The organism is Desulfobaculum bizertense DSM 18034 (assembly GCF_900167065.1).
Taxonomy (GTDB): domain Bacteria; phylum Desulfobacterota; class Desulfovibrionia; order Desulfovibrionales; family Desulfovibrionaceae; genus Desulfobaculum; species Desulfobaculum bizertense.
The window spans coordinates 244776-269150 of the sequence record NZ_FUYA01000002.1 but is presented as its reverse complement, the minus strand read 5'-3'; the positions used below and the strand labels follow the sequence as shown (position 1 = coordinate 269150).

Sequence of the window (24375 nt, the reverse complement as noted above, 5' to 3'; positions counted from 1 at the left end):
TTTTCCTTATATTTTAATATATTGAGGGAATTCCTCGACGTGTGTCTTCTTTATGAAGACGCAGAAGTCTTGTTTTGCAGGACTTTGTGTTCCTTGAGCAAGGCATAGAGTCGAGAACGAGACAGCCCGGAGATTTCACAGGCTTCCTTTATGTTCCACTGGGTCAAGGTCATCAGGTCCGCAAGGTACTGCGATTCAATCACCCGATATGCTTCGATCCGGTAATCATGCAGGGACGGCAGCTCAAACTTGGACTCCGGCAAAGGAAAAAGCCGGGCAGGAGAAGCCTCCATTCGCCCACAGGTCACAGCAATCCGAATTTCCTGAGGCAAATGCTGAGAGTATAAAAGTGGCTCGTGACGGGCGGCAGTAACGGCAAAATTCATGGCATTACGCAGTTCGCGTACATTCCCCGGCCACGAATAACTCCGCAGTACGTCCTGCAACTCGGCATCAAGGAGCTTCTCGGCAAGGCCATACTGCGCACAAAAAGAATCCACGAAGACCTGTGCCAGCTCCTGAATATCTTCCTGACGCTCCCGCAGCGGCGGCAGGGGCAAGTGCAGCTCTTTCACACGATACAGAAGATCGCTCCGAAACGTCTCTGCCGCGACCATGTCTTCAATGTTTCTGTTCGTCGCAGCAATCAGCCGAAAATCACTCGAATACTCCTGAGCGCCACCCAGGGGGCGCACCGTTCGCTCCTGCAAAATCCGTAAAAACTTCTTTTGGAGTTCCAGCGACAGCTCGCCTATTTCGTCCAAAAACAGCGTTCCGCCGTCAGCCTCAAGCACAAGCCCCTTTCGCTCCCTATCTGCCCCGGTAAACGCGCCCTTGCAATGACCGAACAGCATTCCTTCGGCCAAGGTCTCCGGGAGAGCGGCACAGTCAACAACCACGAACGGCTTTCGCTGCCTGCGGCTATTGTTATGTATTGCTCTGGCAAACATTTCCTTGCCCACACCAGTCTCCCCGGTAATGAGCACGTTGACCTCAGACGCGGCATACTGCTCCACCATGCCAAGCGCACGATTCAGCGCAGGACTATTGCCAACAATTTTCTCCCGACTCAACGGCTTTTCCTGATTTTGGGCCGCAGCACGCTGCTTCTCCCTATGCCGCAAAGCCCGCTCCAGAGCCTGCCCAATATGGCTAATGGACGCGCTTTTCTGAATGTACTCCCACGCGCCATTCACAATGGCGTTTGCCGCACCATCAGGCTCAGCCGCCCCCGTAATAATCAAAATCATCGGCTGATATGAATGTGCGGCAAGTTCCGGCAAAAGCGTCAGGCCATCACCGTCCGGCAGAATCACATCCAAAAAAATAGCACCATACTCTGCATTTTGGGCACAGTCTCGCCCCTCACCCAAAGTCCGGGCAAAATCAACCTCATGTCCAGACCGGCGGGCAACCCGCGCCAGCGTATAGCTGATGGTAGGATCGTCATCAATTATGAGAACTCGCGCCATCATCCCGCTCCTTTTTTGCGGTCAAAACTCTCCGCACCTGCATCCCAAGCTCATGGTTCTCAAAAGGCTTGGCAATAAACGCTGCAACGCCGAGCGCCTCAAGCTCCTGAACAAAGTCATCCGCATTCTCTCCAGAATAGCCGCTATACAAAATAACGGGCATGTCAGGAGCACAATCCAAAAGTTCCCATGCGAGACCTGAACCTGTCAGCTCTGGCATAATCTGATCCGCAAGCAGCAGATCAAACTGGTCAGGATCATTTCGCACAAGTTCCAGCGCCTCCATACTGCGGGAACAGCTCCGAACCTGATAGCCCTGCCGGGACAGATACTTTGCCACCGAATACAAAAGCTCGGGGTCATCATCCACGACAAGCAAGCGTTCTGTTCCACGCACCGACACATGCTCTTTTGCGTGAGTATCCACATCCGCGGCGGGATGCTCTTCCTCCGGAAGGAAAACATGGAACGCACTGCCCTTGCCCTCTTCACTTTCCACAGTGACCAGCCCTTTGTACTTGCGGCAAATCTCCTGCACAGTCGAAAGTCCAAGTCCGGTTCCCCCATGCTCTTTTCGAGTGGTAAAAAACGGATCAAAAATCCGAGGCAAAACCTCCGAAGAAATTCCTTTTCCTGTGTCTTCCACGGTCAGGCAAATATACTCTCCTTCTGAGAGTTCTGGTGGTGCAGCAGCAAGGCTGGAACTCACACAGACCTCACGCACAAGAACCCGCAAGGTTCCCTGCTGCCCCAGCATGGCGTGGTCTGCATTCAGACACAGATTCATTAATATCTGGTGAAGATCGCCGGGGTCCGCAACAACAGTTCCCGACCCTGAAATTTCCTGCTCCACGCGCAGCTCAACGGTTGACGGAAGAAGCGAAGTCAACAGCTCCAGACACTCTTCCACCAGTGCAGGGAAATACACCGACTCAGCCGGAGCCTCTGACCGCGAGCAAAAAGTCCGTATGCGGCTGATAACCTGCTTTCCCCTGCTTGCTGCCTTGAGAGACTGCTTCATATCCTCACGCGCAGGGTTTCCCGGCGGGATGTCCTCCAGCGCAAGCTCACAGCAGGAGCTGATTGCACTAATAATGTTATTGAAATCATGAGCAATCCCCCCGGCGACGGTCCCTATGGCCTCCATCTTCTGCGAATGCCGTAACTCAGACTCAAGCTGTTCCTGCCGTTCCCGTGCGCGACGCTTGAGAATAATGTCCATTATGCCCTGCATCAACAGCATAAGATGCTGCTCATCAGCCCGGCTAAAGTCTCCAGAATCCCGCCCCAGCAAAATCAGACCGTGGACTCTTTCACCTTCCCAGACAGGAAGCGCAATGCTCTGGGCAAAGCGTCCGGTTTCACAAGGCCAGCTATGGGCATCAGACTCTGCGCCTGCCCGAATACGCTGGACCGTTTTCTTATGCAGGACCTCCAGCCAAAACGGAGAAAAAAGCTGTTCATACTGCAGCCCCGGCCCGTCATGCCACCCCAACTCTGAGGCTGTGCACAGACAGTAGCGTTTAAGCGTCCCTCTGGAGTCAAAGGTCAGAGCGAGGGCTTTCTTGGCCTGCAAAAGATGCTGCAACCGATCAAGTCCAAACTGAATAAGCTGCTCATAGGGCGTCTCTGCAAGGTCATTCAAAGCCACAAGACTTTGAAGCCGCTCTTCACGCCGCTGGAGTTCCTGCGCGGCACGCGTTTTCTCTCGAAGCAGCCACAGAAGCACAAACACCGTCAAGGTCAGCCACAAAAAACAGGCCAGAACAATGATAAGACTTGTTCGATATTTATAAAAAAGAGTTTCAGGCTCAAAAAGGACTTCTGAACCAGCTGGCAGAAGATGTTTGGACAAAGAGAATCGCTTGAGCTGGCGATAGTCCAAAACGGTCTTGCTCTCTTGGGACTGAATGACAGGCAGGGCCTCAACAGCGGTCCCCCGGAGGATTTGCACCGCAAGCTGCGCAGCTTTTCGCCCCTGCTCCGCTCCGCTCACAACGCGCCCACCCATGACGCCGTTGCCCATTGTATAGAGCCACGGAGAAAACACTGGGACCCCACTCCACTCTGCCACAAGCCCGGTGCTCTCATCCACATCAAGCACCGTCCCGTCAGGAGTTCGATAATAGGACAGATAGAGCAACGCGGTATCCTGCGGCAATGTCTCAAGGCGTTTTTTCAGTTCCTGAGGATTAAGCCCAGACAGGTTTATCGCATCAAGCCGCCCGGCAAAATCCCGGACTTCTTCCAGCGCGTGCTCAAGATTATTTTTGCTTGAGGTTGTGACGCCGCCACTGACCAGTCCAATATGCCGGGTTTTGGGGAAAAGACGAAGAATCAGCGAAATGGTCCCAGCCACATCGACATCCTCTGCAACACCAGTAAAGCCGTTGCGCCCCTGAAGCATCTCTGGGCGAAAGCGGGTCACACCGCAAAAGGTGACGGGGGTCTTGGGGAAAAGGGTATCGCGATGAGCAATAAGGAAATTGAGTGCATTGTTGTCTGAGGCGATTATCGCATCAAAATGCGTCGTAGCGTATTTACTTTTGTAGAGCTGAACAAGAGGCTGCTCGACAGCCTGCGGGCTGTAGAACTTGGTGTCCATGAACTCATAATGCACCTTGAGAGAAAGTCCTGACTCTGCCAGCTCCCGACGAATGCCATTCAGGACGCTTTCGCCCCATGAATACCCAATATGATAGGAATTCAGCACAAGCACAGTAAAGCTGTGGCCTTTTGCCTGTGCCTTGGCTGGAGAAAAAACAGCCCAGCACGACAGCATCAGCATAAGCAGAATCGTACATACAGGACATCTCTTCACAGGCATTCCTCCCCGGCTTAAGTCATTTATCAGACACCGTGACTTTGTTGTGCCGTGTTTTTTCACCTGACGCAACGGTACAAATTCAGCAGGAACCAAGGCTCGGGTGGGTGGGTTACGAGACTCCGTCTCGTGCTCAGCAGGGGGTGCAGGGCGGGAGGTGATTTATTGGGACGCTGTCCCAAACTCTGCAAGGGGCGCTGCCCCTTGACCCCGCCCAAGGACGAGGCCCTTGGGAATCCCGCTTTCGCCCGAAATAAAAGGGCCGGATGAGTGAAAGCCTTTGGCTTTCCACTTCATCCGGCCCCTTTTTTTCGGCCTAGTTAACTGGGCGTGTGTTCTTTTTCTTTGCGCCTCAACCCTTTCTTTCTGAACGCCGAATCTCTAGCTTTCGCCCTAAGCTCTGTGCTTGCGCTCCTGCAGCTTGTACGAAATGCCAAGCTTATCCATACGCTTCCGCAAGGTATTGGGATTAATCTGTAAAAGTTTTGCCGCGCCATGAGGTCCACTCACCCGCCCCTGTGTTTCCCGAAGTGCCCGCTGAATATGCTGCTGAATGACACTATCCAAAGGCAAAAGTCCCTCACTCTCCTGCTGAACAGAGTCAGCATGCCCAAAAGCCTTGGGGAAAAGTGAATCAAAACGAAGTGGTCCCTGAGGAAACAGGATAAGTGCCCGTTCAACAAGATTTTCCAGCTCTCGAACATTCCCCGGCCAGTCATAGGCCATAAGTGACTCCATTGCCCCCGGCATAAGCTTTGGCCCGCCAGTAAGTTTCATGCTCGCCGCGATCTTTTTCCCAAAATGCAGTGTCAGCGCGGGGATGTCCTGTTTTCGGTGCCGCAGTGGCGGCACGGTTAGGGGAAAGACATTCAAACGAAAGAACAGGTCTTCCCGAAACTCCCCCCGTTTCACCATCTCTGGTAAATCGCGATGTGTTGCGGCAATCACCCGTATGTCTACAGGAATAGCCTTCACCCCGCCAACGCGTTCAATTTCATGGTTTTGCAGCACTCGTAAAAGCCGAGTCTGAGCCTTTAGCGGCAGCTCGCCAATTTCATCAAGAAATATTGTTCCACCGCTTGCCCGTTCAAAGCGTCCAATTTTGCGACTTTGCGCTCCGGTAAACGCACCTTTCTCGTGCCCAAACAACTCACTATCAAGAAGCGAATCAGGAATTGCCCCACAGTTCACTTTCACAAAGGCTTTGTCGTGTCGTGCCGAAGCGCTCTGGATAGCATTGGCAATAAGTTCCTTGCCGACGCCTGTTTCTCCATTAATCAGCACCGGGGTATTGACCCTCGCAAGCTGCGCCGTCATGTCCATTATGTCTTTCAGGCCAGAGTCACTTCCGATGATCTCCTCTCCAGAAAACCGTTTCAGCTCGTCGTACAAAAACTGATTTTCTTCGGCCAAGGCACTCTTGAGCCGCAAAACCTGATCAAACTTAATCTGCACCCGCGTGGCAATGCTCAGCGGTGGAATCAGCATCTCAATCAGGCTCACATGTTCATCCGAAAAACGATTTGCCCCGTCAGCAAAAAAGCAACAGTGCCCCCAGAGTCCACTCCCCAAATCAAGCAGTGCCACAATGCATGACTTTTCCCCTGTGCCCACATGCTTGCTTAGAGATTTCAGCAAAGTATTACTCACGGGGTCTTCGGAACTTCGGTCAATTCTGTGCACATTACCGGGGTAGCTCCACTTCGCGAGCTTCTGGGCGGCCTCACCCTCCACGGGAATAATCTTGTCGAACTCCAGCGCGGTTTCATCAAAACGCAGTCGGAACAGACGCAACGCCAAGAGACCGGGATCATAGACATGGAAGGTCATTCCCTCCAACGGAATACTCTGCTTCAAAAACTGAAAAAAATGTCCAATTCCCACTTCTGGGTCTGGGCTGGCAGAAATATGCAGGGTCGCTTCTTTAAAAAATTCAAGCTTGTTCATGAAATCCTCGCGAGTCATTTTCGCTGGATTTGTCGCATGGCGCAAAAATAAAGACAAGCAAACCTCCCACTTATGGAATTTCCCCTCTCGGTTAGGATTTTTAACATATTGAAAAATATAAATATTTTTCAAAAACCCTGCTTCATTCCGCATTCACCTTCACGAAACTATTCTGCTCCAAAACATCTTTTACTCCATATGACATTTTTTTCGTCAAATAAGACAAATAGCAACAGCTCAACAAAACTATCTTCCTAAAATACTTATGAAAATAGCTTAGGCACACTCTTCGCAAAGCTCTTCTGCATCACTGTTTACGGAATTCCCGCCCTAAGGATTCCGGGCAACAATGATGCCAATACGATGAATTTATCAGATGAGGACATTATGGAGAGTAAAGAGCATACATCGGGTTTAAACAGGCGGCAGTTCACCAAGCTTCTTGGCGGGCTGAGTGTTGGAGCCACAAGCGCCGCCCTTGCAGGACCACTTTCGCAGGCCGCCGCCGCAGAAGAAAAATCTCAGGACCTGCGCGCCCAGTTCCGCAAGGTCAAAAATCCCATCAAAATTGATGAGAAAACATTCAAGCGCTTTAATGGCAAGAACCTGACTTTTAACGCACTGCCTCGCGATACCAACCAAAACAGCCTCGGCGAAATGTTCCACCGCGCCATGACGAACTGGCCCACAGGTGAGATTGGCAAAGACCTGCCCAAAGTCAGCGTTGCTGACGCCCGCACACAGATGGCGTTCCTGTATGGCATGGAACGGATGAATACACTGACGGGGCATCACGGTGAAGGCATGGAAAACAAGGGACCTTTGAGCTGGAATGATGAGAATGGTGACGAACCAGTTCCGCACTTCCCGGCTCCAAGCCTAAGCGATCCTGTCGAGCTGACCAAGCTTGCAAAAATTTGCGCCCGTCTTGCTGGCGCTGACCTCGTTGGTATCTGCAAACTGAATCGCAACTGGATATATTCCGACGTTCAGCGCAATCCATATATTCCTGATCCACCCATCACAAAAAAAATCAGCTTCGAAGACGCAGAGCGGCCTCTCGAAACTGATGATAAACTTATTATTCCCAACACGGTGCAATACGCCATTGTCATGGGCTTTGCCATGAACCGTCCGCTGATGCAGACCTCTCCGGCAACGATCAGCACGGCGGCATCCTCTCTGGGCTACTCCCGTATGGGCTTCGCATCGCAGACGCTGTCTGCCTACATTCGCGCGCAGGGTTATCACGCTATTCCCTGCAAAAACGGAGTTGGCATGTCCGTCCCGATGGCCATTGAAGCAGGCCTTGGTCAGGATGGCCGTAATGGGTTGCTCATCACGCCAGAATTCGGCCCCAATATCCGTATCGACAAGGTCCTGACCAGCATGCCCCTCGTGCCGGACGATCCCATCGACATTGGTGTCCACGAATTCTGCCGCCACTGTAAAAAATGCGCCCGCGAATGTCCCTCAAAGAACATCACAATGGGTGAGCGAACCTTTGAAGGTCCATCTGAATGCACGCATAGCGGCGTATACAAGTGGCAGAATGATCCCAAAAAATGCCTGGCATTCTGGGTCGAGAACTGCAGTGACTGTGGCAACTGCATCGCGGTCTGTCCGTTCACAAAGGGCAAAATGTGGGCACATGCCGTCACAGAATGGTCCATCAAAAATGTTCCTGCTGCTGATGGAATCTGGCTCAACCTGGATGACGCATTCCACTACGGAGAGCGCCGCGATGCAAAAGAAGTCTTTGAAACAATGAATGTCGCACCTTACGGCCTTGATCCCGACAAGTTCGCAAAAACCCACAAGGGATAAGGCCCAAAGGAGAATCACATGGAATTGAGCATCACCATAAACAAAAGAACAGTCACAGACGCTCTTGTCTGGGCTGCATGGTGCCTTGTTTTGTTCATCAACCTGAGCCTGACCGTTGGCAGTTACTGGGAGCTGGAGCCAAAGGCAGGAAAAATGTTTGGACTGGTCACAGTCATTTGGGCAGTGCTTGCCGTGTTCATCTGGATGTGGCGCCGGAACAGTCATCGCGCCCTCCAGAAAGGTCACTCCCTCTCCTCATAATCCTGACTGACGCGGGGCTTGTCCCACGTCTTTCTTCTCAGCTGCCGGGCGTCTCCCTCGGCGTCCGGCAGCACAAAAAACGCAGCACAGCCAATGAACATCCAGCCCGAAGGACACCAGCACAAAAGACACCGAAGCACCGCGATTCCCCAAATGGGTCTATCCACGTCGCTTACGGTCCCGCAGCCGGTACTGGATGCCCAGCTTGTCCATTCGCTTCCGAAGGGTATTCGGATGCATCTGCAAAAGCTTGGCCGCGCCATGTGGTCCGCTAATTCGCCCCTGTGTTTCCCGAAGCGCGTGCTGGATGTGCTGACGCATCATGACATCCATAGGCAAAACCGTGTCGCTCAGCACTTGCGGCGCCCTTGCCCGCCCCTGAGTCTGAGCAAAAAGCACATCAAACCGCAACGGCCCCTGCGGGAAGACAATCAGCGCCCGTTCTACAAGATTCTCCAGCTCGCGGACATTTCCGGGCCAATCATACGCCATAAGAGGTTCTACAGCCGCGGGCATCAGTTTTGGAGTGCTGGGGAGCCGCATCCTCGTCGCTATTTTTTCAATAAAATACTGGGTCAGCGCCGGGATATCTTTTTTTCGATGCCGCAGAGGTGGAACCGTGAGTGGAAAAACATTCAGGCGGAAAAACAAGTCCTCACGAAATTCCCCCTTCTCTACCATCTCAGGAAGATTGCGATGGGTCGCTGCAATAACGCGAATATCAACAGGGAGAGCTTTTATACCGCCAACGCGTTCAATTTCATGGTTTTGCAGCACGCGCAAAAGTCGCGTCTGAGCCTTGAGTGGAAGCTCTCCTATTTCATCGAGAAAAATCGTTCCACCACTGGCCCGCTCAAAGCGACCTATCTTGCGGCACTGCGCGCCTGTAAAAGCGCCCTTCTCGTGCCCAAACAGTTCGCTGTCTATAAGCGAATCAGGAATTGCCCCACAGTTCACCTTAACGAATGGCCCATCATGGCGCGTCGAGGCGCTCTGAATGGCATTGGCGATAAGTTCCTTGCCGACGCCTGTCTCGCCGTTAATCAAAACCGGTGTATTCACCCTCGCAAGCTGCGCTGTCATGTCCATAATGTCTTTCAGTCCAGAATCGCGACCAATGATTTCGCCTTCCGTAATTTTTTTCAGTTCGTCATGAAAAAAACGACTCTCCTCGGCCAGCGCACTCTTGAGTCGCTTCACCTGCATGAACTGCATCTGAGCTGTGATCGCAATACTCAAAGGAGAAATCAGCATTTTCAGCATCCTGACATGCTTTTCCTCAAAACGATTCTCTCCGTCAGCAATAAAGCAGCAGTCCCCAAAGGCTCCAGTCCCAAGATTAAGATTGGCAACAATGCAGGACTTCTCCCCCTGCTCAAGATAGCCATCAAGAGCTTTCAGAAGAATGCGACTCACAGGTTCCTGTGAGCCTTTGTTAATACGGAAAATCGTTCTCCCAACATTTTGCTGAACGAGCTTGCGCGCCTCTTCATCCACAAGGGGGATGACTTTATCAAGCTCCAGCAGTTTGTCATCAACCCGCACCTGAAACAGATGCAGGGAGAGCAGTCCGGGGTCATAAACCTGAATAGTCATCCCTTCGAGAGGGATACAGGTCTTGAGAAACTGAAAAAAATGCCCAACCCCAAGCTCAGAATCAGGGGTGGCGGTGATGTACAGTGTTGCCTTTTTAAAAAACTCAAGTTCGTTCACGGCGCTCTCTCATTGTGGAATTAAAATACCCTATGGGGGTAATTTTTTTACCTCCAAAGAAAAGAAAGGTAAAACGTAATCATTTAATACACTGAATTTAAAGAAAAATAACAAAAAATTTGCACAAAGATTCACAAACATTCTCAAAGGAATCATTCATAAATGGCAAAATCACACTATAGAGTAAAAATTCTACTCCCTGCGGTGTAAAATGACAATCAACAATCTAACATATTGTAATTAATATCTTTTTAAGAAGGCACATTCCTTGCCTCTCTCCTCGCACACCACCTCATGATTTTATTCAGTCTCACCAGCACGGAGCTGAGACTCATCACGCTGAAATACAAAGAGGATATCATGGAGAGTAAAGAGCAGAAAAAAGGAATGAACAGACGTCAGTTCACAAAACTTCTTGGAGGCTTGAGCGTCGGCGCAACTGGCGCCGCCCTTGCGGGACCAATGGCTGACGCCGCAGCAGCAGAAGAACAGGCGCAGAATCTTCGGGACAAGTTCCGTAAAATCAAGAATCCGATCAAAGTTGATCCAAATAAATTTAAACGCTTCAACGCCAAGGATCAGGCCTTCAACTCGCTGCCTCGCGACACAGGCGAGAACTGCCATGAACAGGCTATACAAAGCTCGCTCCAGCAGTGGAAAACAGGCTCCATCGGCCAAAACCTGCCCCGGACGAGCATTGCCGAAGCTCGTACCCAGATGGCTTTTTTCTGGAGCATGGAGCGCATGAACACCCTGACGGGCTACCACGGCGAAGGCATGGAAAACAAAGGTGCGCTGAGCTGGAATGATGAACTTTTTGATGAAGAGCACATGCCAGACTTCCCGGCTCCCACGCTGACCGATCCCAAGGAGCTGACGCCGCTGGCCAAGATATGTGCACGTCTTGGTGGCGCAGACCTTGTGGGCATCTGCAAGCTGAACCGAAACTGGATTTACTCCGATGTTCAGCGCAACCCGTACATTCCCGGTGATCCCATTACAAAAAAGATCACATTCGAGGATGTCGAAAAGCCCATTGAAACAGACGACAAACTTATTATCCCAGACGATGTGAATTATGCCATCGTGACAGCCTTTGCCATGAATCGCCCGCTGATTCAGACCTCTCCGTCAACGATCAGCTCCGGTGCTGCATCTCTTGGCTATTCCCGTATGGGATTTGCCGCGCAGACTATCTGTGCATACATCCGCGCCCAGGGATATCACGCCATTCCCTGCAAGAATGGCGTCGGTCTTTCCGTGCCTATGGCCATCGAAGCAGGGCTTGGCCAGGACGGTCGAAATGGTCTGCTTATCACCCCTGAATATGGACCGAATGTCCGTATTGACAAGATTCTGACCAACATGCCGCTCATCCCGGATGAACCTATCGACCTCGGTGTGCATGAATTCTGCCGCCACTGTAAAAAGTGTGCCCGCGAGTGCCCCTCAAAAAACATTACAATGGGTGAACGCTCTTTTGATGGCCCAACTTCGGCAACACTAAGCGGTGTCTACAAATGGCAGAATGACCCCAAAAAATGTCTGGCATTTTGGGTCGAAAACGGCAGCGTCTGTTCGAACTGCATCGCTGTCTGTCCCTTCACAAAGGGGAAAATGTGGGCGCACTCCGTCACAGAGTGGTCCATCAAGAATGTCCCGGCTGCAGATGGGATCTGGCTCAATCTTGATGATGCATTCCATTATGGCGAACGCCGCAAAACGAAAGACGTCTTTGCAAGCACCGACATCGCCCCGTACGGACTCGATCCTGATAAATTTGGTAAATCCCGCCTGAGATAGGCCACAAGGAGATTCACATGGAATTCACCGTCACAATAACCAAAAGAACGGTCACGGACCTTCTTGTCTGGGCTATCTGGAGCATTGTTTTACTTATCAACCTGAGCCTCACTCTTGGCAGTTATTGGGAACTTGAACCCAAGGCAGGCAAGATGTTTGGACTCGTTACAGTTATTTGGGCCGTGCTTGCTGTTTTCATTTGGATGTGGCGCCGGAACAGTCGGCGTGCAACACAAAAATAGCTCGCGCTTTATCCTTTCAACCTGACAGCCGCTCGTCCCATGCGAACGACCTCTGTCCTCTCCGCAGTCAGGCGCCTTAGCGCGGCGTCTGGCTGCGCACTTTAAAAGACATATTATGCCGCAAGAATCCAAAAAGAAAACCGCGCTCAGCCGTCGGTCATTCCTCAAGTTTTCCGCAGAAGCAACGGTCGCCTTTGGCGTCGTTGGCGGTCTCTCCTTTGCCTCTACAGAACGGAGCTACATCCGCCCCCCCGGCGCAATATCTGCAAAAGAATTCTCTGAGAGATGCATGCGTTGTGGCGCTTGCGCAGAGGTTTGTCCGACCAGAGCCATCACCCTTCTCGACCTCACCACAGACATCAAAAACATGGGAACCCCCGTTGTTGATTATCATCTCGGTGGCTGCACGGCATGGCGCGGTGAGTGTATGCGCTGCATTGATGTCTGTCCCACAAAGGCCCTCAGCCCCAAGGCTCCCCTTGAGAGAAAAATGGGAACTGCACAGATTCGGACAAATGAATGCGTCAACTGCATGGTCTGTTATCGGTGGTGTCCCATCGAAGGCGCCGTTCTCTTTCCTAACCCAAATGGTGGTGCTCCATTTGTTCGGGAAAAGGACATTCCAGAAAAAATTAAGGTAAAAAACTCGCCCTACAAGCCGTGGATTGACACAGAAAAGTGTGTGGGCTGCGGACTCTGTGCACACTACTGCATTGCCGAGTGTATCGACATGGAAGCTCTCAAGGAGGAAAATGCGCATGCGCATCGCTAAAGTGCGGAGCTGGATCGGTTTCGTCTCTCTTTTCGGTATCTTGCTCGCCGCCTATTTTGAATTCCCCTTTTCCGGATGCAGCTATCTTCGCCTCGGATTTTTGCGGCTCGTCTGTCCTGTTGGATTCATCGAAACAACACTCGCAACCAAGAGCATTATTTGGCCCCTCGTCCCCGGCTTTCTCATTATCTGCGTCCTCATTTTTCTGTTCGGCAGGGCCTACTGTTCCTGGATTTGCCCCGCAGCTCAGGCTGGGCAAAAAAGCATCACATTTTTAGGGAAATTCCTCCCGCCGTCATTTATGAAAGGAACCCGGCGCAAATGGCAGCGAACTCGCTCTCATCTTTCCGCAAAGCTCCAGCTTGACTATCAGGACGGAATCGCGCTCTTTCTCGGTGTCGCCGTGGGTATTCTCGTTTTTGGCTATCCCTTCTTTTGTCTCTTTTGCCCCATAGGCGTCATCTCAAGGAATCTCATCGAGCTTGCGACACACTACTCCGTGCGAATGGACCTCATTTTGCTTTTCTTCCCACTCTTTCTCGGTCTCCTCTTTCGGAGTGGGTGGAAGTGCATGTGTCCTGTCGGAACGCTACGAGGTCTCGTCGCTCGCTCGAACCACACCCTCGTCCCTCTCAAAAATCCTCGCCTATGCAACTCATGCCGGAAGTGCGAACGGATCTGCCCCAGCGGACTCTCCCCTCACCTCGGCATCGTCGACCCTTCCAAGTGTGTAAAGTGTCTCCGCTGTGTCGACGAATGTCCCAAAAGCGCTCTCTCCATCGCTGTCTGGAACAAATAGCAGAGGTTCAAGGGGCGCTCGGGTGGGTGGGTTACGAGACTCAGTCTCGTGCTCTGCAAGGGGCGCTGCCCCTTGACCCCGCCCAAGGACGAGGCCCTTGGGAATCCCGCTTTCGCCCGAATAAAAGGGGCCGGATGAGTGAAAGCCTTTGGCTTTCCCCTTCATCCGGTCCCTTTTTTTCGGCCTAGTTAACTGGGCGTGTGTTCTTTTTCTTTGCGCCTCAACCCTTTCTTTCTGAACGCTCGCGTTCAGAAAGAACATGGTGGCAACTCGCAGAAGAGAAAGACTTTCTTATCGCATTTTCACCCAAGTTTGAATTTCATTCACGCGAAGCGTGGATGGAATTCAAACTCGCTGAGGATACGTAAGGGAATCATTCCCTTACGCGGGGTCCGGGGCTGGCCCCGGTTCTCTCCCTCCCCCCATCCAGCCCTAGCGGTGCGAGGGCGCTTGTGCTAAATGAAACATGCATAAACCACAGCCATAGGCGGCAAAATGAAGAATACGCAACAATTCCGCCAGCAAAGCGCTCTCTTTACGCTGGAGGGGGTCAATTCGATTTGGGCGACGGTGCTTGACCGCTCGACGCATGTTTCGTTTCCCAAGAATCATGAAATCCAGACAATCCAGTCGGACTACTTTTATTATCTCATCAAGGGCAAACTCAAACTGTCATGCCTGTCGACCAACGGGCAAGAACGGGTCGTCATGCACCTTGGACCGGGAACGTTGTTTAACGAGGTATCACACCTGCACCTGTCCGCACACCGCCATAGCCTGCATACGCTGGAACAATGTGAGGTAGGACGCTTCCCAGACAAACTGCTTAAGGACACAGAATTCTTTACGAGCCACCCACTACTCATTCAAAACCTTGTCCAGTCGCTTGGAATCAAAACAGGGGCATTCTTCGCACAGCTCTTTGACTCTGGCCTTATTCATGTCCGCGGCCGAGTCTGCCGAATGCTGCACCAGCTGTGGAAGGAAAATGGAGAGAAGCCTTCATTCCGCACAAATGTCTCTCAGGTCGATATGGCAGCTATGCTCGGTGTACATAGAAGTTCCCTGTGCCGCGAGATACGAATCCTGCGTGAACAGGGCATTATTGGACATTTTTCAAAGGCAAAACTGGAAATTCATCACCCTGAAAAACTCCTTGAAAACCTTGATTAACCAGACCACATAGCCCTCTTCCGCCTCTTTTCCCTGCCTTTGCCTCGTATGTGAAATCCACCACGAGGCCTTTCCCTGCCTGAATCTTCGCCCAAGACTCCCCTAAGGGGGAAGCTTCCACAAATCAATATTTATAAAAGCACTGATATTGCTTGTTTTCCGACATTTTTTGTCAAATTAAAATTTCGTGAACAAGATCACATTTCCCAAAAAACTGTCTCATTTGAGATAGAATTTTCCGCGTGCTTCGTGAAAATAAGATCAAATGCCTCGGAGCGGCAGCCTCTCCTGCCAACTCCGCCACTCTTAGAAGGAAAGGATTAAAATGGCTTTTGATCGCAGCAAAATTAAAAACGTTGTTTTCATCATGCTGGACACCCTGCAGTTCAACTACCTCGGGTGCTACGGCAATGAGACCATAAAGACGCCGAACATTGACCGCTTTGCCAGACAGTCTGTGCTGTTTGAGAACGCATACAGTGAAGGCCTCCCCACTGTTCCAGTTCGTCGTGCTCTGATGACTGGCCGCTTCACACTGCCTTACGGTGGCTGGAAGCCGCTTGCAGGAGACGAGACGACTGTGACCGACATCCTGTGGGGCCGCAACATGCAGACCGCACTGGTCTACGATACCGCTCCCATGCGCCTGCCTAAGTTCGGCTACTCCCGTGGTTTTGACTACGTGGACTTCTGCCCCGGACAGGAGCTTGACCATACGACTTTTGAAAATGAGCCTCTGGACCCCGCACTGAAGGCTGAGGACTTCACCTCTCCTTCTATGGTTTGGGACAAAGACGGCAACATGATTGACGACGACAGCAAGCAGCTTCTGGATGAGATTGGCTGTTTCCTGCGCCAGCAGCAGCACCGCCGCACCGAAGAAGACCAGTACTGCGCAAAGGTCATGGGCCGTGCAGACCACTGGCTCCAGAAGCGCCGCGACAAGAATCGCCCCTTCTTCCTCTGGATTGATTCCTTTGATCCGCACGAGCCTTGGGACGGTCCTTCTGTCTGGAAAAACGAGCCTTGCCCGTACGATCCAGACTACGAAGGCAACCCCATTCTTCTCGCTCCGTGGACGCCTGTTGAAGGCCGTATCACCGACCGTGAATGCGAACACGTCCGCGCCCTGTACATGGAAAAAATCACCATGGTCGACAAATACGTCGGCCGAGTCCTCGATTCTCTCCGCGAGCAGGGTCTGATGGACGAAACAATGGTTGTTCTCATGTCTGACCACGGCCAGCCCATGGGTAAAGACGAGCACGGACACGGCATCATGCGCAAGTCCCGCCCGTGGCCTTATGAAGAGCTGGTTCACGTTCCCCTCATGATGCACATTCCTGGCGTCGAGGGTGGCCAGCGCGTTTCTTCCTTTGTCCAGAACGTCGACGTCACCGCGACCATCATGGACGTGCTGAACCTGCTCGATACCGAAGACGGTGTCAGCGATCACGGCATGAACACCTACGGTGCAGAAGACTTCCAAGGCATCAGCCTGCTCCCCGTGATGCAGGGTGAAACCAAGTCTGTCCGTGACTTCGCAATTGCTGGTTACTACGGCATGTCCTGGTCCATTATCACCGAAGACTACAGCTATGTTCACTGGCTGGTCGACGAAGATGAAAAGAACAGCGCAGACTGCGTTGAGGGTGCAGACAAAGAAATGTCCGAAGAGATGTGGACCTGTACTGCAGGCGCACAGGTCGTCGTGCCAGAGCACAACGAGCTGTACAACCGCCGCACCGACCCCTTCCAGCTGAAAAACATCGCTGAGGAACACCCCGAAATTGCCGAAGAGCTGCTCCAGAAGCTGAAGCTCTTCATTGGCGAGCTTCGCACTTCCTAGTCCATTCTGCGGCCAGCAGTACCTCCTGCTGGCCGTTTTTCTCCCACCATATTTCCCAAACCAAGCGAGAAAACAATGTTTACTGAGCTGACCGACGCAAACTACAAGCAGACCATCGAAGAAACCAAGTCTGGCGTGCTGATCTGTTTCAAAAAGCAGTGCCCCCACTGCAAAAACATGGAAAAAGTTCTGGAAAAGTTTGCATCCAAAAAGGCAGACGTCACCCTCTTTAAGCTGGACAGCGAAGAGAATCCGGAAGCACTGGCCGAGCTGGACTCGCAGCGCGCTCCCACAATTTTCGTCATCAAAGAAGGCAAAATTGCCGCCCGTAAAGCTGGCCTGATGAATCCCAAAGAAATGAAAGCCTTTTTTGCTGCTGCATAAGGGGAGCTGACCATGTGTGAAGTAAAGAAATGTGATCTCGTCATTCTGGGCGGTGGCCCCGCCGGAATGACCGCAGCTATCTACGCTGCACGCGCAAATCTGGACGTCGTTCTTCTGGAAGAAAACGTGACCGGTGGACTGGTAAACTCCACCTACACCGTCGAAAATTTCCCGTCCTACCCATCTATCCACGGCATGGAGCTGATGGAAAAGATGCGTGCCCATGTTGACAGCCTTGATGTCACCGTAGAAGAGGTATGCGAGATCGAGAGCCTGTCTCTTGATGGTGAACGCAAGATCGTCGAAACCGACGAAGGCACCTACTCTGCACGGGCCATTATTCTGGCCACAGGCCGCAAGCCCATCCCGCTGGATGTTCCAACTGAATGCGATCAGGTTCACCACTGCGCCATCTGCGACGGTGCCCCATACAAGGGCAAGCGTGTGCTGGTCGTTGGCGGCGGCAACAGCGCCTTTGATGAAAGCCTCTACATGCTCACTCTGGGCATTGAGCACATCACCCTGATCGAAAAAATGGACCGCTTCTTTGCAGCACAGGCCACACAGGATTCCCTGCTGTCCTCTGGCAAGGTTGATGGCCGTACCTCGACGCAGGTTGTGGACCTCGTTGTTGAAGACGACGAGCTGAAAGCAGCCATTCTGGAAAACACCGCTACAGGTGAAAAAGAAACCGTCCCGGTCGACGGCATCTTTGTTTTCCTCGGACAGTGCCCCAACAATGAGATGTTCCGCGACAGCATTACGCTCAGCGACAGGGGATACATTGTGACCGACGAGCACATGAGCACCAACCTTCCCGGTGTGTTCAGTGCTGGCGACATTAACAATAAGGTATACCGGCAGATTACTACCGCAATATCCGACGGAACTATTGCCGCCCTTGCCGCAGAGCATTTCCTTAGAGACTAACGGAACACCATCATGAATACGACCCTACGAAACTGGCTGCTCGCAGCAGGTATTGCCGCAACAGGCGCGTATCTTCTTTACGACCCAAGCAACCCCAAAATCGGCCTTTACTGGTTTGAAACCATTTTTGCCATTGCGGCTTTTGCTTTTGAGATCCTTCCGCTTTTCAGCACGGCTGTGCTGCTTCTCATGGCGTATATCGTCACCGGAATCAGCAGCCCAGATCTCGCCTTTGTGGGATGGACCACACCTATTCCCTGGGTGTGTATGTGCGGTATGCTCATCGGCGCACTCATGGAACGGACTCGCCTGTCTGACCGAATCGCGCTTATGGCTATCTCCAAAATCGGTTCCACTCCCTTACGGCTCTACCTTGCCATGCTCGTAGCAGGCTATGCCGTAGGTGCCATTATTCCTGACGTTGTCACCGTTACCATCCTGTTCATGACCATCGCCTCTGGCATGTGCGCCAGCATGAAGCTGGAAAAAGGATCAAAAGCAGCAACAACGCTCATCATGGCTGCGTTCTTTGGCGCAACCATCCCCGCAACGGGTTACCTCCCCAACAATGTGGGTATCGTTGGTCTGCTTATGGTCAAGGACATGGGCGTGCCCATCGAATGGCTGAGCTTCTTCATTGAGAATATCTGCTTTTCCGTACTCGTCGGCATCGCCTGCATTGGTCTCCTCCATTTCTTCGGCTCCAAAGAGCTGGGACGCTACATGGAGCAATGCCTGAGTCATGCACAGGAGCAGCTTAACGAAATGGGTTCCATCAGCCGCGAAGAAATCAAAACTCTCGTACTGACCTCCCTCGCCCTTGCTGCCTTTGCCACGGAACCACTTCACGGCATTCCCGGATACTACGCATTCTGCGGTGTTGTTCTCCTTGGCTTTACCCCTCTTTTTGGTCTGCTCAAGCAGGAAGATATCGGCAAAGTTCAATTTTCCATCCTCTTCTTCATTGTCGGCTGTATGGCTATCGGCATCGTTGCTGGCAGCCTTGGCATCCCGCAATGGATGGCAAGCAAGATTGTCCCATATCTCGAAAGCGTCGACAGCCTCGCCGCTTCTTCCCTGCTCGCGTACTGCACAGGCATTCTGGCAAACTTTGCCCTGACCCCTGTTGCAGCAGCAACCTCGCTCAGTATCCCACTGGCCAACATTGCAGGTTCTCTCGGCCTTTCCATCAAGCCACTGCTCTACAGCTTCTTCTACGGTCTCGATCAGTTCGTGTTCCCGTATGAACTTGCCGCAGCACTCATCATGTTTTCTACGGGCTACGTCAGAATGAAATACCTCATTCAGATTATGCTTATCCGCATGGTGCTTGCCGGTATTGCAGTCTGGATCGTTGCCTCTACCTACTGGCAGTGGATCTTCTAGCACATACTGTGGGCAGCCTTGCACCGCAGGGCTGCCCATTTTCCCACTCAACTTCCCGGCCCTTTCTCTCGAGAAAGGCGCTTTTTTTTGGACGCATTCACGCGCAAGTCCCTTTGCGCCTCTGGCTTATGACACGGAGTTCCAATGCCGACATCACTGCTTTTAGTCGCCCTTGCCCTTGTACACATCATTTGGGGCGGTGGCTTTATCGTCCTCAAGCTCGTTCAGGATTCTTTCACCATTGAACAGATCCTTTTGGGCAGAGTCCTTTTCGCCTCTGTTATCTATCTTTTGATATGGTCACGCATCCCCAAGCCGCAGTATAAAAAAGGCGACTGGAAGACACTGATTTTGCTGGCTCTGTGTGAACCATTCCTGCTCTTTACCTTTGAAACTCTCGGCCTTCAGTACACCTCCGCAGCGCAGGGTGGCATGATCATCGCCTGTAACCCTCTGACTGTCGCTATTGGTGCCTATCTCGTCTATAAAGAAAAGATCAGCAGGCGCTGTCTTATCGGTATTATCTGTGCCATTGCTGGCGTTGTTATCGTCTCCGCAAACGGCTCCGCAAACGAGTTTGGAAGCAATCCAATTTTGGGCAACTTCTTCATTTTTTGCGCCGTCTTATCCGGCACCTGTTATGCCCTCTCGGTCAAGCACCTCGCCGACCGCTATCACTTCCTGTTTCTCTCTGCCATTCAGGTCTTTAGCGCGACGATTCTCTTTTTGCCCGGCGCTATTTCTTCTCCCCTGCCAGAAAGCATCTCCTGGAGCGCCCTCGGCGCCCTGCTCTATCTCGGCATCGGCATTACCTTTTGCGTCTATCTCGCTATCAACTACGCCCTGACTCGCATTAAGGCTGCACACGTTATTCTGTTCGCGAACCTTATCCCGGTCTCCACCCTCGTCCTCGCCTTCCTCATACTCGGCGAGCAGCTCACTCCCATTCAGTACACAGGCGCCGCCCTCGTACTCGCAGGAGTTCTCTATTCCGGTATGCCAGAATCTTCGGAAACCGCAGCACCAAAAGAAGAACAGCCCGCCAAGGCGTAAACTTTTCCCCAAAAAGGAAACCTCCACGTCGCCTCAGGACGCCAGCTCCAACCCTCAGGAACTGGTAATGCGCAGGTCTTGAGGCAGTACACAAAAGCCCACAGGCATTGCCTGTGGGCTTTTCTGCAAGGGGCACTGGGTGGAGGCGTCGAGTGGGGGGGGTACGAGACCTCGTCTCGTGCTCTGCAAAGGACGCTCGGGTGGGCGGGGACTCTGTCCCCGCACCTCTGCAAGGGGCGCTGCCCCTTGACCCCGCCCAAGGACGAGGCCCTTGGGAATCCCGATTTCGCTCAAAAAATACGGCTGAATGGGATGAAAGCTACGCTTTCCTCTCCATCAGCCGTATTTTTTGAGCTAGGGGAATTTCCCGAACGCGTGTTCTTCTGCCTTTTTCTACCGCACTTATTTCTTTTGAACGCCAAAAGGCGTTCAAAAGAAATGGTGGCAACGCACGGGAAAGAGAAAGAGGCTCTCGACGCTAGCCCCAACAAGTTTAAAAACCGTGCAAGCAAAGCTTGAACGGCTTTTAAACTCGATGAGGATACGTAAGGGAATCATTCCCTTACGCGGGGGTTTGGGGGCAGGTCCCCAACTTTTCCCCCACCCTCCCATCCAGCACTACGTGCTGGGGCAGGCCCCCAATTTCTCCCACCACCCATCCAGCACTAACGCGCTGGAGCAGCCCCCCATTCAGCCTCTATTTATAATGACGAATATAAAAGCCATCCCATAGCGGCAATACCAAGCCCGGCGAGGAGTGCAAGTGCGCAGTGAAGCCAGCTCAACACGGCGGAATTCTTCCCTGAAACATAAAGAAAGACTCGCCGGGAATGAATACTCGCAACACCGAAACAGCTTGTGGTTAGCCCCATGCCAATGGCGAAACAAAGGACGCCTAACAAGCCAGTCCCGAGGAGACCAAGACTGAGGGCAAAAGAAAGGAGGAGCGCGGCTCCGGGACATGGGACAAGCCCGGCAACACAGGAGACGCTCAAAACACTCTTGATGCTGGCGTCACCATGAGAAGGAGAAGACGCGGAAGATTTGTGAAAACGCTCAAAAAGGGTCTGTAACACAATAAAAAGACCAAGCGCGATAATGAGCAAATAGCTCACCTGCTGCAAAGACTGCGTGGCACTCATCATCGCGCGGCTTCCACGCTGATGTAAAAAATAGGTTGTGCCAAGCACGAGGACAACGGCAGACAGCGTATGAACTGCGGTCAACACATTCCCCATGAGCACACCTTTCCAGAAAGTACCTTTTTTGCCGAGAAAATACGAAAAGACGATGGACTTCCCGTGCCCGGGTCCCAAGGCGTGAATCACCCCATAAAAAAAAGAAAAGAGAAGAAAGCTCATGAACGCTGTCCCGCTGGGATCTGCCTTCATTTCACGACCAAGGGCAGACATACGGAAACGCATAGTGCGCTGGATGGAATTTACTTCGCGCAAGAGCTTGTTGTACCCAACGACCAAAAAACTGGCACTCTTCTGCTCTGCGTGATGCACACGCTCCACCGAACTGGCTGGCGCAGGAGCAGACTTCACGGGGGCATTCCCCGTAAACGGATTGGCAAAGGCGATGCCAGAAAGAAATATGAAGAAAAGACAAGCGAGGAAATATTTTTTCATATTAAAACGCAAAGGTAATGGCGACAGGGATGACCTGCCCCATGTAAAAGGCGAGATCGGGGGCATCCTGACTGCTCACGGAAAGTCCTTTTTTTCCTGTCACGGAAACAGACTCAACGGGCGTGTAAAAATCTGTGTAATACGAGGGATCAAAAACAGAAATCTGCACAGTGTCCTGTGCTGGAGAGTCAGGAATACTCAGAGGCAAACGCATGGTGTAGGTCAAAACACCGCTGTCGAACTTTGCCTGAAAATTCGTAATTTGTGTTAAGTGAATCCGCTCAGAATTCACAACAACGTGGACAAAAAAACTTTGCTCACGCAAGACGTCAGCAATCGCGTCCTTCTTGGAATCCCACTCACTCTGCTCCAAAACTCCGTCAGCATCGGTGTCGAGGTCCTCCAAAAAGAGCTGACTTGCCATCTCATCAAAAACCCATGTCACATCAAGAGAAGCAAGGCCCTTGGCATCAAAATTGAGACCGAGGGCGGCGTCCACAAACACGTGCGGATGCGCATGAGCTGTTCCCCGAAGGGGCAGGACACAAAGCGCCAAACACCAGAAACAGAAAAAACAGTATCGCACAAACCCCACCTTAACTTAGCGAAACATAGAAACTGGAGAAATGCAGGCCCACCAGTCTTTCGTATGTACTCAGAAAATCGGTCAACGTCGACACACTGCACTCTCTGCTCCGCCATAAAAAAGCGCCCCCAAAGGGGCGCTCTCAATCGAACGACATGGAGTACTTAGCTCAGTTCTGAAAAAACATCACGAAGATGGGCATCAAAGCGGGTAAAGTCACTGCTCACGTCAGGATTCTTCATGACGTCATAGCACACAAAGGTTTTCACTGGTTCCATGTTGAAAAAACGGAAATTCATGTGCGCAGGCAAAAACAGCTCATCAACGCCTTTTCCCTGAAAAAGGAACTGCCCCGGATCATCAAACGCAGCTTTGGGAGCATTAAACGTCAGTGAAAGCATGTACTTCTTGCCTGTCAGAGTGCCTCCGGAACCGTACTGCTTGGACGGATCCTTGCGAGTTCGGCCATCGCCATCGCACAAACGCCCGTCAAGCCCGGCAGTGTAAACAACATCCATGTATTTCTTGCAAGACCAGGCAACTCCCATCCAGTTGACAGGAGTCTGGAGCAAAATAAAATCTGCCCACATGTGCTTTTGCACTTCTTCTTCAATGTTCCAGTCGTCCTGCATGGTCGTCGTTTTGACCTCACAGCCACGCTCGACAAAAAACGCTTCGGCCATTTCCGCGAGCGTCGCATTCAGCCTGCCTTCAGAAATCGCGGGGTACAGTTCATGCCCATTGATAATAAAGATGTTTTTCATTTCGCTTACCCTTGTTCAGGAAGAACACTTGCGTCCTCGGTCTGGTAATACCGAACCACGGACAAGGCATTATCCGCTCGGATTCTACCTACGGCACCAGTCGAATATGCTCCAAGATACAGCTTTCCATCAGGCTGGAGCAAAAAGCCAGTTGCTTCCATGTACTTGTCACTGTCGTCATAGTAGCAGCCCAAGGCTGTAGACATTGCTTCTGCATCCACGCCATACGCAAAGGGGATGTCCCCTCCATGCCGGGCAAGAAGAGCTTCACATGTCGCCTTGTCTTCTACGGACGCCATAATCAAGCCAATGTCATACTTCTGAAATTCGTTGAGCAAACGCTGGTAGTCAGCCAACTGCTGACGGCAATAGGGTCACCAGTGTCCCCGAAGGAGAATAACAACCGACCAGCGTTCTCCAAGATCATCAGGAAGAGTAAAACGTGAGCCATCAAGTAATGTCCATGTCATGCGGGGGAAATCAGCCCCCTGCTCCAACTGCTTTCCTAAACGTGCCATAACAAACTCCTGTGCTTTGTCACAAGCTATTACACCTTTGTCAGGTCCTACAGCGTTCTTAACGCCTCAACGACCTTCTCAGGCTCCAGACGAACAGTGTAATCAGCATCTGCCAAATGATAGATCACCGCTCCATCCGGCCGCACAACATAGGTTGCGGGGATGGGGAGTGCCCACGTGCCATCACCATTTTGCTTGTCGAGATGAATGCCAAAAGAACGATAGGTTTCTTTCAGCTTCTCACTCAAAGAAAAGACGAGGCCATAGCGTTCCGCCACGACATTGCCTTTATCAAAGAGCACATCAAAGGTGAGGTCGTTTTTCTCTACGACAGAAAGGGAGTTGTCTGGCGTCTCTGGGGTAATGCACACCAGCCGCGCACCAAGGGCCAAAATTTCAGGAAGATGTTTTTGCAGAGCTACCAGCTCCAGATTGCAG

Annotated in this window: 21 protein-coding genes and 1 pseudogene; 12 read left to right on the top strand and 10 right to left on the bottom strand. The window is 51.9% G+C overall.

Annotated features, from left to right (window positions below; all coding sequences use genetic code 11):
• Positions 1 to 50: 50 nt before the first annotated feature.
• From B5D23_RS04140 to B5D23_RS04130, 3 genes are all read right to left on the bottom strand, one after another.
• Positions 51 to 1475, bottom strand: coding sequence for a sigma-54-dependent transcriptional regulator (locus B5D23_RS04140; protein WP_234985064.1), 1425 nt, complete (start codon positions 1473 to 1475; stop codon positions 51 to 53).
• Positions 1450 to 4293 carry an ABC transporter substrate binding protein gene (locus tag B5D23_RS04135; protein WP_159445904.1) on the bottom strand — a complete coding sequence of 948 codons (2844 nt, stop codon included), beginning with the start codon at positions 4291 to 4293 and terminating at the stop codon, positions 1450 to 1452. The genes B5D23_RS04140 and B5D23_RS04135 overlap by 26 nt, the downstream gene beginning before the upstream one ends.
• 396 nt (positions 4294 to 4689) lie before the next feature.
• Positions 4690 to 6243 carry a sigma-54 interaction domain-containing protein gene (locus B5D23_RS04130; protein ID WP_159445903.1) on the bottom strand — a complete coding sequence of 518 codons (1554 nt, stop codon included), beginning with the start codon at positions 6241 to 6243 and terminating at the stop codon, positions 4690 to 4692.
• 387 nt (positions 6244 to 6630) lie between these two features.
• Between B5D23_RS04130 and B5D23_RS04125 the strand changes: the two genes are divergently transcribed.
• Complete coding sequence (locus tag B5D23_RS04125; RefSeq protein WP_159445902.1) at positions 6631 to 8070, top strand: reductive dehalogenase; 1440 nt, start codon at positions 6631 to 6633, stop codon at positions 8068 to 8070.
• An 18-nt stretch (positions 8071 to 8088) separates the two neighbouring features.
• On the top strand, positions 8089 to 8331 hold the full coding sequence (locus B5D23_RS04120; RefSeq protein ID WP_078684140.1) for a hypothetical protein: 243 nt from the start codon (positions 8089 to 8091) through the stop codon (positions 8329 to 8331).
• Between the two features lie 159 nt (positions 8332 to 8490).
• Here the strand turns inward: B5D23_RS04120 and B5D23_RS04115 are convergent, their stop codons facing one another.
• Complete coding sequence (locus B5D23_RS04115) at positions 8491 to 10044, bottom strand: sigma-54 interaction domain-containing protein (protein WP_078684139.1); 1554 nt, start codon at positions 10042 to 10044, stop codon at positions 8491 to 8493.
• Positions 10045 to 10338: 294 nt separating this feature from the next.
• On the opposite strand from B5D23_RS04115, the gene B5D23_RS04110 reads away from it, so the two are divergent.
• The 10 genes from B5D23_RS04110 to B5D23_RS04065 all read left to right on the top strand — a co-directional run bounded on the left by B5D23_RS04110 (position 10339) and on the right by B5D23_RS04065 (position 20435).
• Entirely contained in the window at positions 10339 to 11847 is a 1509-nt protein-coding gene (locus tag B5D23_RS04110) for a reductive dehalogenase (RefSeq protein WP_078684138.1), read from the top strand.
• Positions 11848 to 11864: 17 nt separating this feature from the next.
• Positions 11865 to 12089, top strand: a complete 225-nt coding sequence (locus B5D23_RS04105; RefSeq protein ID WP_078684137.1) for a hypothetical protein — start codon at positions 11865 to 11867, stop codon at positions 12087 to 12089.
• A gap of 115 nt (positions 12090 to 12204) precedes the next feature.
• Positions 12205 to 12861 (top strand): 4Fe-4S dicluster domain-containing protein, encoded by a 657-nt coding sequence (locus B5D23_RS04100; RefSeq protein WP_078684136.1) that lies wholly within the window; start codon positions 12205 to 12207, stop codon positions 12859 to 12861.
• Positions 12848 to 13660: a 4Fe-4S binding protein gene (locus B5D23_RS04095; protein ID WP_159445900.1), complete on the top strand. Its 813-nt coding sequence runs from the start codon at positions 12848 to 12850 to the stop codon at positions 13658 to 13660. The genes B5D23_RS04100 and B5D23_RS04095 overlap by 14 nt, the downstream gene beginning before the upstream one ends.
• A 495-nt stretch (positions 13661 to 14155) precedes the next feature.
• Positions 14156 to 14833, top strand: a complete 678-nt coding sequence (locus tag B5D23_RS04090) for a Crp/Fnr family transcriptional regulator (protein ID WP_078684134.1) — start codon at positions 14156 to 14158, stop codon at positions 14831 to 14833.
• Between the two features lie 325 nt (positions 14834 to 15158).
• Complete coding sequence (locus tag B5D23_RS04085; RefSeq protein WP_078684133.1) at positions 15159 to 16682, top strand: sulfatase family protein; 1524 nt, start codon at positions 15159 to 15161, stop codon at positions 16680 to 16682.
• A 75-nt stretch (positions 16683 to 16757) separates the two neighbouring features.
• Positions 16758 to 17066: a thioredoxin family protein gene (locus tag B5D23_RS04080; RefSeq protein ID WP_078684132.1), complete on the top strand. Its 309-nt coding sequence runs from the start codon at positions 16758 to 16760 to the stop codon at positions 17064 to 17066.
• 12 nt (positions 17067 to 17078) lie between these two features.
• Entirely contained in the window at positions 17079 to 17996 is a 918-nt protein-coding gene (locus B5D23_RS04075) for an NAD(P)/FAD-dependent oxidoreductase (RefSeq protein WP_078684131.1), read from the top strand.
• A gap of 12 nt (positions 17997 to 18008) precedes the next feature.
• Positions 18009 to 19382: an SLC13 family permease gene (locus B5D23_RS04070; protein ID WP_078684130.1), complete on the top strand. Its 1374-nt coding sequence runs from the start codon at positions 18009 to 18011 to the stop codon at positions 19380 to 19382.
• Between the two features lie 144 nt (positions 19383 to 19526).
• A complete protein-coding gene (locus B5D23_RS04065) occupies positions 19527 to 20435 on the top strand; it encodes a DMT family transporter (RefSeq protein ID WP_078684129.1) in 909 nt (302 codons plus the stop codon).
• 701 nt (positions 20436 to 21136) lie between these two features.
• Here the strand turns inward: B5D23_RS04065 and B5D23_RS04055 are convergent.
• From B5D23_RS04055 to B5D23_RS15130, 6 genes and pseudogenes are all read right to left on the bottom strand, one after another.
• The gene (locus B5D23_RS04055; RefSeq protein WP_159445899.1) at positions 21137 to 22069 is read right to left on the bottom strand and encodes a nickel/cobalt transporter; all 933 of its coding nucleotides are present in this window, start codon (positions 22067 to 22069) and stop codon (positions 21137 to 21139) included.
• Position 22070: 1 nt separating this feature from the next.
• Complete coding sequence (locus B5D23_RS04050; RefSeq protein WP_159445898.1) at positions 22071 to 22655, bottom strand: DUF1007 family protein; 585 nt, start codon at positions 22653 to 22655, stop codon at positions 22071 to 22073.
• Between the two features lie 164 nt (positions 22656 to 22819).
• Positions 22820 to 23419, bottom strand: coding sequence for an NAD(P)H-dependent oxidoreductase (locus B5D23_RS04045; protein ID WP_078684125.1), 600 nt, complete (start codon positions 23417 to 23419; stop codon positions 22820 to 22822).
• Between the two features lie 5 nt (positions 23420 to 23424).
• A pseudogene (locus B5D23_RS04040) lies at positions 23425 to 23781 on the bottom strand (hypothetical protein); the annotation flags it as partial.
• Positions 23782 to 23793: 12 nt separating this feature from the next.
• Positions 23794 to 23937 carry a hypothetical protein gene (locus B5D23_RS15000; RefSeq protein WP_159445897.1) on the bottom strand — a complete coding sequence of 48 codons (144 nt, stop codon included), beginning with the start codon at positions 23935 to 23937 and terminating at the stop codon, positions 23794 to 23796.
• 47 nt (positions 23938 to 23984) lie between these two features.
• Positions 23985 to 24368 carry a redoxin domain-containing protein gene (locus tag B5D23_RS15130; RefSeq protein ID WP_200803628.1) on the bottom strand — a complete coding sequence of 128 codons (384 nt, stop codon included), beginning with the start codon at positions 24366 to 24368 and terminating at the stop codon, positions 23985 to 23987.
• Positions 24369 to 24375 lie beyond the last annotated feature (7 nt).